Below are 14921 nucleotides of genomic sequence, written 5' to 3'. Positions count from 1 at the left end.
GCGGGCGCTCAGCCCTGAGCCAGGGCGCCGTCGGAGCTGAAGACCAGGCCGATCGACACCTCGCCCTGCTGGATGGCGGCCTTGGTCAGCGGGCCGCCGGCGTCCAGCTCGCTGAAGCTCGCGAACTGCAGGCCGTAGGTCTCCTCCAGGCCCGGCTGGCACTGCGGCCGCTCCGGGCACTCGCCGGGACCGCCGAGCACCAGCGAGCCGTCGCTGCAGGCGTCGGCCAGCTCGGAGAGCGTGGTGACGCCGAGCTGGTCGGCGAACTCCTGGGTGACGGCGAAGGCGTTCTGGTCGGCGGCCTCGGCCGGCTCGCCGAACACCAGCCCGGCCTGCTCGGCGAGCGGGGTCAGCGCCGCGACCGTCTCCGCGACGTCCCCGCTGGCGACCTGCCGCGCGTCGTCGGCGTCCAGCGCCTCGGTGACCGTGGCCAGGTACTCCGGGAACGCCTGGATCTCCCCGCGCTGCAGCGCGGGCAGGTACAGCTCGCGGTTCCCGACGGTCTGCACGGTGGCCTGGAACCCGGCCGCGGTGAGCACGTCGGCGTAGATGGTGGCCAGCACCTGGGACTCGGTGAAGTCCGCGGCACCGACGACGATCGGGCCGCTGCCGCCGGACAACCCGGTGTCCAGGCCGTTCTCGGTGACCCATGCGGCGGCGACGTCCTCGGCGCTCTCCCGCTGCACGTCGACGGCGGCGTTCATGTCGATGAGCTCGTCGGTGGTCAGCTCCGCCGAGACGCGGTTCAGCGTCTCCAGCAGCGCCGGGTTCGCCTGCGCGGCGGCCGCGTTGACCGCGGGCACGACGTTGTCGGCGTTCTGCAGCTGCTGGTCGTCCTCCAGGACCACGAGCTGGTCGCCGGCGACCGGGGCGCAGGCGTCCCCGGACGCGGTGCCGCCGGCCTCCGCGCCCCCTCCGGTGCCCGAGGAGCCGGACTCCCCGCAGGCGGCCGTGGCCAGCACCGCGGCGAGGGCGAGCAGGGGCAGGGACCGGGATCGCGCGCGCATGAGCTCCGCCTTCTGTGTCCCGTGGCCATCGGCCACGCGTGTCTGGCGGGAGGGGTCCCGCGGGGAGCACTCAACCCCTCCCCGCTCCCCCGGGCAAGCGGGTGGTGCACGACCGGTCGGGTCAGTCCGGGGCCGGGACCGGGACGGCGGCCGCCATCGCCGACCGCCGGGGCAGCCGCTTGGCGCCCGGGGCCAGCGCCCAGGACGCCGCGGCCAGCACCCCCTCGGTGAGCAGGGCCAGCGCCGCGACCAGGAGGGCGCCGGCCAGCACCGCGCCGTAGTCCTGCTGACGGAAGCCGAGGGTGATGATCCGGCCCAGCCCACCCCCGGCCACCAGGGCGGCCAGTGTCGCGGTGGCGACGACCTGGACGGCGGCGGTCCGGATCCCGGTCATGACCAGCGGCGTGGCCAGCGGCAGCTCCGCCCGGAGCAGCACCTGCCGGCCGGTCATGCCCATCGCACGGGCGGCCTCGACGACGTCCCGGTCGACCCCCCGGAACCCGACGTAGGCGTTGGTGAGCACCGGCGGCACCGCGAAGACGGCCAGCGCGATCGTGGTCGCGGTGGGCCCGAAGCCGATCGGGGTGACCGCGAAGACGGTGAGCAGCGCGAGCGTCGGCACCGCCCGGGCGACGTTGGACAGCGCCACGGTGAACCCGCCGCCCCGGCCCAGGTGCCCGAGCAGCGCGCCGATCGGCAGCCCGACGACCATCGCGGCGAGCACGGCGAGGGCCGAGATCCCCAGGTGCTGCCGGAGCAGGTCCAGTACCCCGTCGGGGCGGGTCCAGTTGAAGGGGTCGTTGAGCCACAGCACCGCGTCCGAGAACAGGTTCACGACGACACCCGCCGGGACCAGGGGGTCAGCGCCCGCTCCACCCCGGCGAGCAGCAGGTCCGCCAGCAGCGCGAGCAGCACGCAGCCGACGGCGCCGGTGACGATCTCCGCCCGGTAGAAGTTGGCGTTGAAGCCCCCGGTGATCAGCTGGCCCAACCCGCCGTGGCCGACGATCACCCCCACGGTCACCAGCGCCACCGTGGACACCGTCGCGATCCGGAGTCCGGCCATGAACGCCGGCAGGGCGAGCGGCACCTCGACCTGCCAGAACAGCCGGACGCCGCCGTAGCCCATGCCCCGGGCGGCCTCCGTGACGTCGGCGGGCACCGCCTGGAGCCCGGCCAGGAAGTTCCGCACCAGGATCACCAAGGAGTACAGGACCAGGCCGACGAGCACGGTGGTCGCGGTCAGCCCGGTGTAGGGCGCGACGAAGGCGAACATGGCCAGCGACGGGATCGTGTACACGACGGTGGACAGGCCCAGCACCGGCCCGGCGAGCCACCGGCTGCGCCGGGCCAGCACGGCCAGCGGCAGCGCGATCACCACGCCCAGCGCGACGGCGGCGACGGTGAGCCGCACGTGCTCGGCGAGGTGGGCCAGGATGGTGCCGCTGTTGTCCGTCACGTACGACCAGTCGAACCAGGGGTTCGGCGCGGCATCGGCCGCGACCACCGCACCGCTCGACGCGCTCAGCACCGGGCGCCCGCCAGGAAGGCCACGTCGTGGACGCTACTGCCCCCCGGGACCGCGCGGCTGCCCCCACCGGCGCCGAGGAGATCCGGCTGGACGGCGTGGCGAAGGTGTACCCGGACGGCACGGTCGCCGTGCGCGAGCTGGACCTGACCTTCGCCGCCGGGGAGATCACCGTGCTCGTCGGGCCGTCCGGCTGCGGCAAGACGACGACGATGAAGATGATCAACCGGATCATCGAGCCCAGCAGCGGCCGGATCCTGCTCGGCGGCGAGGACGTCACCCGAGCCGACCCGGTGCGGCTGCGCCGGCGCATCGGCTACGTGATCCAGAACGTGGGGCTGTTCCCGCACCAGTCGGTGCGCCGGAACGTGGCGACCGTCCCCCGGCTCCTCGACTGGGACCGGGACCGCACCCGCGCCCGGGTGGACGAGCTGCTGGACCTGGTCGGCCTGGACCCGGCGACCTACGGCGACCGGTACCCGCACCAGCTCTCCGGCGGCCAGCGGCAACGGGCCGGCGTGGCCCGGGCGCTGGCCGCCGACCCCGGCGTGCTGCTGATGGACGAGCCGTTCTCCGCGGTCGACCCGATCGTGCGGGAGCGCCTGCAGTCGGAGTTCCTGCGGCTGCAGGAGACCGTGCGCAAGACCATCGTCTTCGTCACCCACGACATCGAGGAGGCGGTCCGCCTCGGCGACCGGATCGCGGTGATGAGCGCCGGCGGCACGATCGAGCAGTTCGCGTCGCCCGCCGAACTGCTGGGCGCCCCCGCCACCCCGTTCGTCGCCGACTTCGTGGGCGCCGACCGCGGGCTCAAGCGGCTCGCGGTCACCGCCATCGAGGTCGGCGACCTGGAGCAGCCGCCCGTGGTCGACGTCGACGACGGGCTGGCCGACGCCCGCGCCGCCCTGCAGCACACCGGCGCGCGGTGGGCCGTCGTCCTGGACGACCAGAAGCGGCTGCACGGGTGGATCTCGGCCGAACGGGCCGGGGGCGCCGGCACCGTGCGCTCGGCCTGCCGGCGGATGGAGGCGTGGGTCCCGGTCGCCGCGACGCTCAAGACCGCGTTCGCCACGATGCTGCAGTACGACGCCGGCTGGGTGGCGGTGCTGGACGGCGACCGGTTCCTCGGCGTCCTCACGCCCGAGTCGCTGCACGCGGCGCTGCGCCGCTCGGTCGACGGCAGCGTCCCGGAGACCGCCGGCGCCGCGAAGGTGTGAGGGAAGGACCCCCTTCCCCCGACCGCTCGCGAGCTCGCGGCGGGGCCCTGCAAGGGGGCCGCCTCGTGACGGAACGGCTACGCGTGCGGTGCCGGCGCCGGGGCGTCGTCGTCCTCGCCCGGCGGGACCCTGCACACCTGCTCCAGCCACAGCGCGGCAACGCCGAGGCCGGCCGCGAGCACGACCCCGATCACCGCGGTCACCGTGTCCCCGCGGGCCGCGGTGAGCCGGGACAGCGCAGGCGCGGTGTGCAGCAGGAGACCGGCCCAGCACCCGGCGACGACCGCCCCGACGTAGGCGCTGGCCTGGGCGAGCACCGCCACCCGGGCCACCAGCATCGGCTCGACCGGCCGGGCGGACGTCGCGGCCCGGCCGGGCCCGGGACCGGGGTCCCGCTGGGCCCGCAGCCGGGCTCGGAGCGTGCGGGCGCCCAGCGCCTCGGCAACGGCGAGCACACCGATCGGCACCGGCAGCCACCAGGAGAAGGGCGGCAGCGAGCCGTAGGCCGCCCGGACGACCAGCCAGGCGGCGACCGCCAGCCCGACGGCGAGCGCCACCAGGTCGCGGCGGCGGACCGGGCTCACGCCAGCTGCTCCCACCGCACGACCGCGGCGACGTCGTCGGCCGGGAGGGCCGCCACCAGGTCGGCAACCCGCCCGTGCCCGGGCAGGGTGGCGGTCGGCTCCAGGGACACCCAGGGCACGAGCACAAAGGCGCGCTCCGCGGCGCGCGGGTGCGGGAGGGTCAGCTCCGGGTCGTCGGAGAGCACCGGCGTCCCGTCGTCCTCGGTCACGGTGACGACGTCGACGTCCAGCGTGCGGGCCCCCCAGCGCACCTCCCGGGTGCGCCCCGCGGCCTGCTCGAGCTCGTGTGCCAGCGCGAGCCAGCCGGCGGCGTCCCGGTCGCCGCGCACGACCGCGATCGCATTCAGGTACGGCGGCTGCTCGACCGGGCCCCACGGCGGGGTCTCGTAGAGCATGGAGCGGGCGACCAGCCCCTCCGCGGTGAGGTGCTCGATGGCGCGCCGCAGCGTGCCGGCGCGGTCGCCGAGGTTGCCGCCGAGGGAGAGGACGGCGCGGCTCATGACCTTTCCCGGCGGATGGCGACCGTGACGTCATCGGCCGGCACGCCCAGGTCGACCTCCGGCTTGTGCACCGTGATCTCGACCGCGTCGACCACCGGGTAGCCCAGGCACAGGTCGGCCAGCCGCTGGGCGAGGGTCTCCAGCAGGTCGACCGGCTCCCCCACCAGCACGGCGTGCAGCCGCTGGGCGAGCTCGGCGTAGTTGACCGTCTGCTCCAGGTCGTCGCCGGCCGCCGCGGGGGCGGTGTCCAGCTCCAGGACGGCGTCGACGCGGAAGGTCTGCCCGCGCTCGCGCTCCTCCGGGTACACGCCGTGGAAGCCGTACCCGGTCAGTCCGTGCACGGTGATCCGGTCGGGGGCCGGTGTCCTAGCCACGTCGTCCTCCTCGCCCGCGGGCGCCGGAGACCGCACCCACCACCTTGATCGCGTCCAGGGACTGCACCGGGTCGTGCACCCGCACGCCCCAGGCGCCGGCCTCGGCGGCGAGCACCGACACCGCGGTGGTCGCCGCCTCCCTGCCCTCGGCGGGGCGGACCTCGCCGTCGGGTCCGGCCAGCAGCCGGCCGAGGAACGTCTTGCGAGAGGCGCCGACCAGCACCGGCAGCCCGACGGCGACCAGCCGGTCCAGCCCCGCGAGCAGCGCCCAGTTGTGCTCGGCGCGCTTGGCGAAGCCCAGCCCGGGGTCGATGACCAGCTGCTCCGGGGCGACGCCGGCCGCGACGACGTCCTCCACGCGTGCCGTGAGCTCCGCGACGACCTCGGTGACGACGTCGCCGTACCGGGCCGCCGCGTACATCTCCCGGCTGTGCCCGCGCCAGTGCATCAGCACCCACGGCACGCCGGCCTCGGCCACCAGCCGGGCCATCCCGGCGTCGGCCAGGCCGCCGCTGACGTCGTTGACCAGCACCGCCCCCGCGTGCAGCGCGGCCTCGGCGACCTCGGCGCGGGTGGTGTCCACGCTGACCCGCGCGCCGGCCGCGCTCAGCTCGCGGACCACCGGCACCACGCGGCCGCACTCCTCGTCGGTCGCCACCCGGTCGGCTCCGGGGCGGGTCGACTCCCCGCCGACGTCTACGTAGTCCGCGCCCGCGGCGTGCATCTCCAGGCCGTGGGCGATCGCCGCGGCGGGGTCGGCGTAGCAGCCGCCGTCGGAGAACGAGTCGGGCGTGACGTTCAGGACGCCCATCACCAGGCAGCGCCCCGGCCGCGGGAGCTCGGTCCCGGTCACCGGCCCAGGATGAGGCTCATCGCCTCGCTCCGGGTCACCGCGCTGTCCCGGAAGATCCCCCGCACCGCCGAGGTGACCGTGGTCGACCCGGGCTTGCGGATGCCGCGCATCGCCATGCACAGGTGCTCGGCCTCTATGACGACGATGACGCCCTGCGGCTTGAGCGCGTCGAAGAGGGCGTCGGCGACCTGCCGGGTCATCCGCTCCTGCACCTGGGGGCGCCGGGCGTAGACCTCGACGAGCCGGGCGAGCTTGGACAGGCCGGTCACCCGGCCGTCGGCGCCGGGGATGTACCCGACGTGCGCCAGACCGTGGAAGGGCACGAGGTGGTGCTCGCAGGTGGAGAACAGCGGGATGTCCTTGACCAGCACCAGTTCGTCGTGGTCCTCGTCGAACGTCGTCGCCAGGACCTCGTGGGGGTCCTGGGCGAGCCCGGCGAAGGTCTCGGCGTAGGCCCGGGCGACCCGGGCGGGGGTGTCGACGAGCCCCGGGCGGTCGGGGTCCTCCCCCACGGCGATCAGGATCTCCCGGACCGCCGCGGCCACCCGCTCCTGGTCGATGCCGGCGTCGGGCAGGTCGGCGACCGGGTCACCGGTTGCCGGGTCCTGCCCGACCCCGTCGACCCGGCGCTCGAACTGCGCGCTCACCGGCCCTGGACCGGGGCGCCGACGTCACCGACCGGCTGCTGCGGGTGGCCGTGCCCGTTGGCCGCGGCCCGCTCGGTGGGCGTGAGCACCGGGGGTCGCTGCGAGGGCGTGCGCTTGCCGAAGCCGTTGTACGGCGCCATCGACGGCCGCTTGGTGACGCCGGCGCAGATCCGGGCCATGTCCTCGCGGGACAGGGTCTCCTTCTCGATCAGCTCGAGCACCAGCTCGTCGAGGGTGTCCCGGTACTCGACCAGGATCTCCCACGCCTCGTCGTGCGCGGCCTCGATGAGGGCGCGCACCTCCCCGTCGATGTCGGCGGCGACGGCGTCGGAGTAGTCCGGCCGCGAGCCCATGTCCCGGCCGAGGAACGGCTCGGACTCGGTGTTGCCGTACTTCACCGCGCCGAGCTTGGCGCTCATGCCGTACTGGGTCACCATCGCGCGCGCCATCGAGGTGGCCTTCTCGATGTCGTTGCCGGCACCGGTGGTGGGCTCGTGGAAGACCAGCTCCTCCGCGGCGCGGCCACCCAGCGCGTAGGCCAGGGTGTCGATCATCTCCGACCGCGTCTGGGTGTACTTGTCCTCGGTGGGCAGCACCAGGGTGTGCCCGAGCGAGCGGCCGCGCGGCAAGATCGTCACCTTGTGCACCGGGTCCAGGTTGGGCAGCGCGTGCGCCACCAGGGCGTGCCCGCCCTCGTGGTAGGCGGTGACCTTCTTCTCCTTCTCGCTCATCGCCCGCGTCTTGCGCTCGGGTCCGGCGAGGACCCGGTCGATCGCCTCCTCGAGGGTCTCGTCGGTGATCACCGTCCCGTCGTGCCGGGCGGTGAGCAGCGCGGCCTCGTTGAGCACGTTGGCCAGGTCGGCGCCGGTGAAGCCCGGCGTCCGGCGGGCGACGGTCTCCAGGTCGACGTCGTCGGCCAGCGGCTTGCCGGTGGCGTGCACCTTCAGGACGGCGACGCGGCCGAGCAGGTCCGGCCGGTCGACGGCGATCTGCCGGTCGAAGCGGCCCGGGCGCAGCAGCGCGGGGTCGAGGATGTCGGGCCGGTTGGTGGCGGCGATCATGATGACGCCGCCCTTGACGTCGAACCCGTCCATCTCGACGAGCATCTGGTTCAGGGTCTGCTCGCGCTCGTCGTGCCCGCCGCCCATGCCGGCGCCGCGGTGCCGGCCGACGGCGTCGATCTCGTCGACGAAGATGATCGCCGGCGCGTTGGTCTTGGCCTGCTCGAACAGGTCGCGGACCCGGCTGGCCCCGACGCCGACGAACATCTCGACGAAGTCCGAGCCGGAGATCGAGTAGAACGGCACGCCCGCCTCACCGGCGACCGCGCGGGCGAGCAGCGTCTTGCCGGTGCCGGGCGGGCCGAACAGCAGCACGCCCTTGGGGATCTTCGCGCCGATCGCCTGGAACTTGACCGGGTTTTGGAGGAAGTCCTTGATCTCGTGCAGTTCCTCGATCGCCTCGTCGGCGCCGGCGACGTCGGCGAACGTCGTCTTCGGGGTGTCCTTGCTGACCACCTTGGCCTTGGACTTCCCGAAGGCCATCACGCCGCGGCCGCCGCCCTGCATGGAGTTGAACAGCCAGAACAGCAGCGCCAGCAGCAGGAGGAAGGGCAGGAAGCTCACCAGCAGGCTGGTCAGCAGGCTGGTCTGGGTCACCTGGGTGTCGAAGTCGACCGCCGCGGAGCCGTCCTGCGCCCCGCGGACGAGGTCGAAGACGTCGTCCGAGGCCCCCGCCGGGAAGGAGGCGGTGACCTTCGTGCTGCCCTCGACCGCGCTCTTCAGGTCGAGGTCGAGCGTCTGTTCCTTGTCGTTGATCGTGACGCTGTTGACGTTCCCGTCGGAGAGCTGCTCCAGCGCGGTGGACGTGGAGACCTCGTCGTAGCCCCCGTTGCCGCGGAACAGGCTCGAGCCCAGGAAGGCGAGCATGACGACGATGGCGACCCAGAACCAGACCGACCGGACGATCTTCTTACGCTCCATACACCGATGCCGGGGGCCGGGGGAGCCCGGCCGGCCCGTCGACCCTCCTGATCGTCACGGGACGCCGCCCGTGACCTCCGGGGGGCACCCCGCCACGGTGCGACGTTCTTGGGACGAAGGTACACCGCAGCACCTGTGCGCCCGCCCCAGAAGGACCCCTCCGGGCGGGGCCGGCGGGCTAGGAGGAGTACACCTCGGACTTCAGCGTCCCGATGTAGGGCAGGTCGCGGTAGCGCTCGGCGTAGTCCAGCCCGTAGCCGACGACGAACTCGTTGGGGATGTCGAACCCGATGTACCTCACCGGGACGTCGACCTTCACCGCGTCCGGCTTGCGCAGCAGCGCGCAGACCTCCAGGGACGCCGGCCGGCGGCTCCCCAGGTTCTTCAGCAGCCAGGACAGCGTCAGGCCGGAGTCGATGATGTCCTCGAGCACCAGCACGTGCTTGTCGGCGATGTCGCGGTCGAGGTCCTTGAGGATGCGCACCACGCCGGAGGAGCTGGTGGAGCTGCCGTAGGAGGAGACGGCCATGAACTCCATCTGCGTGGGCACCTGCAGCGCCCGGGCGAAGTCGGACATGAACAGCACCGCGCCCTTGAGGACGCCGACCAGCAGGACCTCCCGGCCGGAGTAGTCCGCGGCGACCGCGTCGGCGAGCTCGAGGATCTTGGACTGGATTTGCTCCTCGGTGAGGAGCACGTGGTCGATGTCGGGGCCGTAGCCGTGGTCGGGGCCCAACTGTCCGGTCGGCGGCGCCTCGGGGGTGGCTGGCTCGCTCACGGTCGGGGCTCCTCGGGGGGTTGGTCGGTGCGGATCGCCGCGTTGCCCGCGTCCGGGGCCGGCAGCACCCTCAGCCTGCCAGACGCCCGGAGGACCCCCTGACCGCCGGGTAGGTCCACCCGGCCCTGCCCGCGCCAGGCGGTGAGCAGGGCGTCGACGGCCCGCAGGTGGACGGCCTGCAGGTCGGGGACGCCGGCGTCCCGCAGCCAGCTGCGCACGACCCGACGGCGCAGCGCGGCGGGCAGGTCCGCGACCGCGGCGGCCGGGAGCTCGGCGGCGCCGTCCAGCCGGGCGGACTCGGCGGCGGCGAGTTCGTCGAGGGCGTCCAGGTCCTCGCGCAGCAGCGCCGCGGTGCGGGCCAGCGCCGGTGCCACCCCACCCCCGAGGACGTCCTCCAGCAGGGGCAGCACCTCCCGCCGCAGCCGGACCCGGGTGTAGGCGGGGTCGGTGTTCCACGGGTCGTCCCAGACGGGGAGGCCCTGGGCCGCGCAGGCCGCCCGGGTGGTCTCCCGGCGGACGCCGAGCAGCGGGCGCCAGAACGGTGGGCGGTGCTCGACCATGCCGGCGACCGATCGGGGTCCCGACCCGCGGGCCAGGCCGAGCAGCACCGTCTCCGCCTGGTCGTCGAGCGTGTGCCCCAGCGCCACGGTGGCCCCGTGCTCGGCCGCGGCGGTCCGCAGCGCGGCGTACCGGGCGTCCCGGGCCGCGCCCTCCGGACCGCCGTCCGGCCCGACCTGCACGGTGCGGACCAGCACCGGCGCGAGCCCGAGCTCACGCAGCAGCGCGGCGGTGCGCTCGGCGCGCTCCGCGGATCCCGGCTGCAGGCCGTGGTCGACGACCACCGCGCCGACCGGCCGTCCGGCCCGGGGTCCCTCGAAGGCCAGCGCAGCGGCCAGGGCCAGGGAGTCCGCTCCCCCGCTGCAGGCCGCGAGCACCGGGGTGTCCACGGCCGCCAGCCGGGGGCGGACCGCGGAGCGCAGCGCGGCGACGGCTGGGAGGGGTCCGGCCATGCAGGTCGGGGACGGCGCCGGTGTCAGGCGGGGATCGCCGGGCGGGTGCCCAGCACGCGCTCGACCCAGCGGGCCGGCTCGGTGAGCTCCTCGACGAAAGGCAGGTTCTGGGGCCCGGCCCACACCTGGTTGAAGCCCTCCATGCCGACGAGCTCCACCACCCCGCCGACGAAGACCCGCCCGTCGGCGTACTGCTTCATCTTCTGCTCCAGGCCGAGCATCCGGCGCAGCACGCGGTCGATCGGGCCGCGGCCCTTCCGCCGCTGGGCGAAGCGCTTGCGCAGGGTGCGCACGGTGGGGACGACGTCCGGCCCGACGCCGTCCATCACGTACTCGGCGTGCCCCTCGACCAGGCTCATCACCGCGGTGACCTTGTCCAGGACCGCGCGCTGCTCCGGGTCACGGACCAGCGCCATGATCCCCTGCGGCTCGTCGTCGTCGGGCTCTCCGCCGCGCACCGCGTCGCCCAGGCTGCGCAGCACGTCGCTGAGCCGCTCCCGGAGCACGTCGGGCGTCAGGTCGGTGGCCTGCGCGAACGCCGACACCTGCTCCTCGAGGTAGGCGCGCAGCCAGGGGACGGCGGTGAACTGCAACTGGTGGGTGACCTCGTGCAGGCAGACCCACAGCCGGAAGTCGGTCGGGTCGACGCCCAGGCGCCGCTCGGTCTCCACGATGTTGGGCGCCACGAGCAGCAGCCGGCCGCCGGTGCCGAACACCTCGTACTGACCGAGCACGCGGGTGCACAGGAAGGCCAGCACGCCGCCGGCCTGCACGCCCGTCGCCCGGGAGCCGATCGCGGTGGCCAGCGGACCGGGGGCCCGGCCGGCGGCCTGCTGCAGCCCCTCGGCGAGCGGGTCGAGCAGCGCGGCCATGCCGGAGGTGTTCGCGTCCAACCAGCCGGGCCGGTCGACGACGGCGACGACGGGCTCCGGCCCATCCGCCACCGGGTGCAGGCCGGTGAGCTCCTCGACGTGGGCAACGGCGGTGGCGGCGGCGCGGTGCAGCTCGTCGACGACGGCCGCGGCCTCCTCGCGGGAGGTCTCCGGTCCGGGCTTGACCAAGCGGCGCGCGGTACGGCCGGCGAGGTCCCAGTCGACCAGGGACGAGGCTCGGGTCATCGGCTCACCGTACGCGCCGCCGATGTGCCTCGGCCTCGCTGCAGGGACCCGCCCCGAGCCTGCGAGGGGTGGGGGCAGCAGGGTCCTTCACCGGCACCCGCAGCCGGCGAGGGCGTCCGCGACCTCGTCGAGCGCGCCCTCCCCGACGGTGAGCCCACCGACCGTGCCGTCGGCCATGACGGCGAACGCCAGCAGCCGCCCGTCCGCGGTCAGCACCGTGCCGGCCAGGTCGTTCACACCCTGCAGGGTGCCGGTCTTGGCGCGCACCGAGCCGGGCGCGCCGGAGCCGTCGATGACCGCCCGGTCGGCCAGCGTGCCGTCGTACCCGGCGACCGGCAGCCCGGTGAGCAGATCGGCGGCCCCGGCGATGCTGCCGTCGGCTGCGCCGCGCAACGCGTCGACGAGCAAGCTGGCGGGCACCTCGTCCGCGGAGGAGAGCCCGCTGCCATCAGCCAGGGTGAGCCCGGTGGTGTCCAGGCCCGCCTCGGTCAGCGCCTCGGTCACGGCCCGGGCGGCTCCCTCGAAGCTGGCCGGCAGGTCACGGGCGAGGGCCACCTGGCGGGCCAGCGACTCGGCCAGCAGGTTGTCCGAGGCGCTGATCGACTGCTCGACCAGGCGGACGACCGGGGCGGACTCGACCGTGCCCAGCGTGCGCGCACCGGCCGGGGCCTCACCGAGGGTCACGGGAGCACCGGACGCCCCCAGGGCGTCGGCCAGCGCCTGGCCGGCGTCGGTCCCGGGCGCGCCGCTGCGCTGGACGCTGTCGGGGCTGACCCGCGCGCCGTCGACCGCGGTGGCGGTGACCGGCGCCGCGTAGGTCGACGGGGCGTCGTCCGGGCCCCATCCCGGCCCGGTGAGCGAGCCGCTGAACAGCGAGTTGTCGACCACCACGCCGGTCACCGGGGTGGTCCCGAGGGCGGTGCGCACCTGCCCGGCCAGGTCGGCGACGGTCGCCGCCCCCGGGTAGTTCACCGAGGGGTCGGTGGTCGAGAGCGTGGGATCGCCACCGCCGACGAGCACCACCTCACCGGGGGTGCTGCCGGCGACCACGGTGGTGGGCAGCGTCTGCGCCGGGTCCAGCGTGGTGAGCGCGGCCAGGCCGGTGAGCAGCTTGGCGGTGGAGGCCGGCGTGCTCGGGTCGGCGGAGTCCCGGTCGAACAGCACCTCCCCGGTGGCGACGTCGACCACCTGCGCGGAGAGCCCGGAGCCAAGCGCCGGGTCGGCCAGCAGCGGGGTGAGCACCCCGCTGAGCACGGCGGGGTCGGGCGCCGGCGCCTCGGTGGAGAGCGAGGCGAGCACGGGGTCGGGGTCGGTCAGCTCCGGGAGGACGGCGTCGGGCACCTGCTCGGCGTCCGCGGGCACACCGCGGTCGGTGCGCCAGCCGAGCGGGTCGACCGCGAGGAGGACCCCGCCCGCCACGACGACGAGGGCGACGATCGCGGCGAGGACGGCGGTCAGCCGCCGGCGGCCGCGGGCGGGCCGGGCACTGGCCCGGGTCGGTCGGGCGCCCGCCGCGGACGGTGTGGCTGCTGCGGACGGCGCGGCCGCTGCCGGGGGCCGCATGGGTGCCGCCGGCGCGGGCTCGGGTGTGGGCTCAGGCGTGGGCTCAGGCGTGGGCGACGGCCGTGCCGCCGCTGCCTGCGAGGCCGGAGGCGGCGCGGGCGACGGCCGTGGCCGGGGGCTGGGCCGCGGCGACGCCGGGCGGGCGGGCTGCCCGGGCAGCGGGGCGAACGGCCGGACCGGTTCGGCCTCCGTCTGCTCGGCCGCCGCCTGCTCGGCTGCCTGTTGGGCTGCGGCCTGCTCCGACGTGGCCTGCTCGGCAGCCCGCTTGTCATCGGCAGCCCGGTCGGCGGCGGCCCGGTCGGCGGCCGCCTGGTCCGCGGCGGCCCGCTCCGCGGCGGCCTGGTCAGCGGCAGCCCGCTCGGCTGCCTCTCGCTCCGCCGTCTCACGCTCGGCCGTCTCGCGCTGCGCCGCCCCACGCTCGGCCGTCTCGCGCTGCGCCGCCTCACGCTCGGCCGCCTCACGCTCGGCCTCCCGGGCTGCCGCCCACGCCTTGACCGCTGCCAGGTCGACGATGGCCTGCTCGCGAGCTGCCCGCTCTGCCTCGGTCGGCTCCGCCTCGGTCCGTTCCGCCTCGATCGGCTCTGCCTCGGTCGGCTCCCGCTCCCCGGCCGTCTCGGTCCCGGCCGCGGCGGGCTCGGCCTCCCGGTCGATCGCCTCCGCGGCGCCCGGCGCCTCCGCCTCCGCATCTGCCTCCGCCGGAACGTCGGCCCCCGTGGCCTCGGGTGGCGGAGCGGCGGCTGGGGTCGCCGGGTCCGCGGGACCGGCGGTCGGGTCGCCGCCCCTGGGTGCTGCCGGCTCCGCACGCGGCTCGTCGTCCCCCGGCGCCGTCCCGGCCGCCCGTTCGGCGGCCCACGCGCGAACGGCCGCGAGGTCCTCGGCGGCCTGCCGGGCGGCAGCCTCCTGGGCGGCGGCATCGGCAGCGGCCTGCTGGGCGGCAGCGCGTGCCTCGGCGGCGGCCGCAGCCGCCGGGGAGGCTGTCCCGCCCGGCTCGGAGGCCTCGGCAGCCGGCTCGGTCAGGGGGGCGTCGGCCGGCTGCGGGGTCGGGTCGGCGGGCACCCGCTGGTCATCGGCAGGAGCCGGCGCGGACCGGTCGCCGTCCGTCCCGGACGACCCGTCCTGCGGACTCGACGAGATCTCCCCCACCCCCCGGAGTGACCTCCGCCCGCGAGGCGGCCGGTCGTACGCCACACTATCCGGGTGCAGTTCGACGTGACGGTAGAGATCCCCAAGGGCCAGCGGAACAAGTACGAGCTGGACCACGCCACCGGACGCATCCGCCTGGACCGGATGCTGTTCACCTCGACCCGGTACCCGGCCGACTACGGGTACATCGAGGAGACCCTCGGGATGGACGGTGACCCGCTGGACGCGCTGGTGCTCCTCGAGGAGCCCACGTTCCCGGGGTGTCTCATCACCTGCCGGGCGATCGGCATGTTCCGGATGACCGACGAGGCCGGCGGCGACGACAAGGTCCTCACCGTTCCGGCCACCGACCCGCGCATGGCCCACCTGCAGGACATCAGCGACGTGTCGGAGTTCGACCGGCTGGAGATCCAGCACTTCTTCGAGACCTACAAGGACCTCGAGCCCGGCAAGTCCGTCGAGGGCGCCGAGTGGGTCGGCCGCACCGAGGCCGAACGGGAGATCGAGGCCTCCCGGGCACGCGCGCTCGAGGCCCCTGCCCACCACTGACCCTCCGTCTCGGCCTCGTCGCCGAGCAGGGACCGCACGACGACGGCGGCGCACCCACCCGGGTGCGCC

General features: G+C 75.2%; 15 protein-coding genes. 2 read left to right on the top strand and 13 right to left on the bottom strand.

The genetic code is table 11. The features are described 5' to 3' along the window. Positions 1 to 8 precede the first annotated feature (8 nt). From HL189_RS04840 to HL189_RS04830, 3 genes are all read right to left on the bottom strand, one after another. On the bottom strand, positions 9 to 1007 hold the full coding sequence (locus HL189_RS04840) for a glycine betaine ABC transporter substrate-binding protein (RefSeq protein ID WP_369132569.1): 999 nt from the start codon (positions 1005 to 1007) through the stop codon (positions 9 to 11). 121 nt (positions 1008 to 1128) lie between these two features. After that, positions 1129 to 1842, bottom strand: coding sequence for an ABC transporter permease (locus tag HL189_RS04835; RefSeq protein ID WP_369132568.1), 714 nt, complete (start codon positions 1840 to 1842; stop codon positions 1129 to 1131). Further along, positions 1839 to 2513: an ABC transporter permease gene (locus tag HL189_RS04830; RefSeq protein ID WP_369132567.1), complete on the bottom strand. Its 675-nt coding sequence runs from the start codon at positions 2511 to 2513 to the stop codon at positions 1839 to 1841. The genes HL189_RS04835 and HL189_RS04830 overlap by 4 nt, the downstream gene beginning before the upstream one ends. A 50-nt stretch (positions 2514 to 2563) precedes the next feature. Here HL189_RS04830 and HL189_RS04825 point away from each other — a divergent pair, with 50 nt between their 5' ends. Beyond that, positions 2564 to 3751, top strand: a complete 1188-nt coding sequence (locus HL189_RS04825; RefSeq protein WP_369132566.1) for an ABC transporter ATP-binding protein — start codon at positions 2564 to 2566, stop codon at positions 3749 to 3751. Between the two features lie 77 nt (positions 3752 to 3828). Here HL189_RS04825 and HL189_RS04820 read toward each other — a convergent pair whose 3' ends face one another. From HL189_RS04820 to dacB, 10 genes are all read right to left on the bottom strand, one after another. Then, complete coding sequence (locus tag HL189_RS04820; RefSeq protein ID WP_369132565.1) at positions 3829 to 4335, bottom strand: DUF3180 domain-containing protein; 507 nt, start codon at positions 4333 to 4335, stop codon at positions 3829 to 3831. Then, positions 4332 to 4835: a 2-amino-4-hydroxy-6-hydroxymethyldihydropteridine diphosphokinase gene (folK, locus tag HL189_RS04815; RefSeq protein WP_369132564.1), complete on the bottom strand. Its 504-nt coding sequence runs from the start codon at positions 4833 to 4835 to the stop codon at positions 4332 to 4334. Before folK ends, HL189_RS04820 begins: the two co-directional genes overlap by 4 nt. Then, positions 4832 to 5209, bottom strand: a complete 378-nt coding sequence (gene folB, locus HL189_RS04810; RefSeq protein ID WP_369132563.1) for a dihydroneopterin aldolase — start codon at positions 5207 to 5209, stop codon at positions 4832 to 4834. The genes folK and folB overlap by 4 nt, the downstream gene beginning before the upstream one ends. Continuing rightward, complete coding sequence (gene folP / locus HL189_RS04805; protein WP_369132562.1) at positions 5202 to 6062, bottom strand: dihydropteroate synthase; 861 nt, start codon at positions 6060 to 6062, stop codon at positions 5202 to 5204. Before folP ends, folB begins: the two co-directional genes overlap by 8 nt. Next, entirely contained in the window at positions 6059 to 6637 is a 579-nt protein-coding gene (gene folE / locus HL189_RS04800) for a GTP cyclohydrolase I FolE (RefSeq protein ID WP_369132630.1), read from the bottom strand. Before folE ends, folP begins: the two co-directional genes overlap by 4 nt. A 68-nt stretch (positions 6638 to 6705) precedes the next feature. Further along, positions 6706 to 8691, bottom strand: coding sequence for an ATP-dependent zinc metalloprotease FtsH (ftsH, locus tag HL189_RS04795; RefSeq protein ID WP_369132561.1), 1986 nt, complete (start codon positions 8689 to 8691; stop codon positions 6706 to 6708). A gap of 178 nt (positions 8692 to 8869) precedes the next feature. Next, the gene (gene hpt, locus HL189_RS04790; protein WP_369132629.1) at positions 8870 to 9427 is read right to left on the bottom strand and encodes a hypoxanthine phosphoribosyltransferase; all 558 of its coding nucleotides are present in this window, start codon (positions 9425 to 9427) and stop codon (positions 8870 to 8872) included. 38 nt (positions 9428 to 9465) lie between these two features. Continuing rightward, positions 9466 to 10479, bottom strand: a complete 1014-nt coding sequence (tilS, locus tag HL189_RS04785; protein ID WP_369132560.1) for a tRNA lysidine(34) synthetase TilS — start codon at positions 10477 to 10479, stop codon at positions 9466 to 9468. 23 nt (positions 10480 to 10502) lie between these two features. Beyond that, positions 10503 to 11597, bottom strand: a complete 1095-nt coding sequence (locus tag HL189_RS04780) for a zinc-dependent metalloprotease (RefSeq protein WP_369132559.1) — start codon at positions 11595 to 11597, stop codon at positions 10503 to 10505. Between the two features lie 87 nt (positions 11598 to 11684). After that, complete coding sequence (gene dacB, locus HL189_RS04775; protein ID WP_369132558.1) at positions 11685 to 14216, bottom strand: D-alanyl-D-alanine carboxypeptidase/D-alanyl-D-alanine-endopeptidase; 2532 nt, start codon at positions 14214 to 14216, stop codon at positions 11685 to 11687. 141 nt (positions 14217 to 14357) lie between these two features. Between dacB and HL189_RS04770 the strand changes: the two genes are divergently transcribed. Next, entirely contained in the window at positions 14358 to 14852 is a 495-nt protein-coding gene (locus HL189_RS04770) for an inorganic diphosphatase (RefSeq protein ID WP_369132557.1), read from the top strand. The last annotated feature ends 69 nt before the right edge of the window (positions 14853 to 14921 follow it).

Origin of the sequence: Modestobacter sp. I12A-02662, assembly GCF_041028325.1 — a bacterium.
Classification (GTDB): domain Bacteria; phylum Actinomycetota; class Actinomycetes; order Mycobacteriales; family Geodermatophilaceae; genus Modestobacter.
Note: the sequence above shows the minus strand (reverse complement) of the source record. Positions and strands in the feature narration are given on the sequence as shown.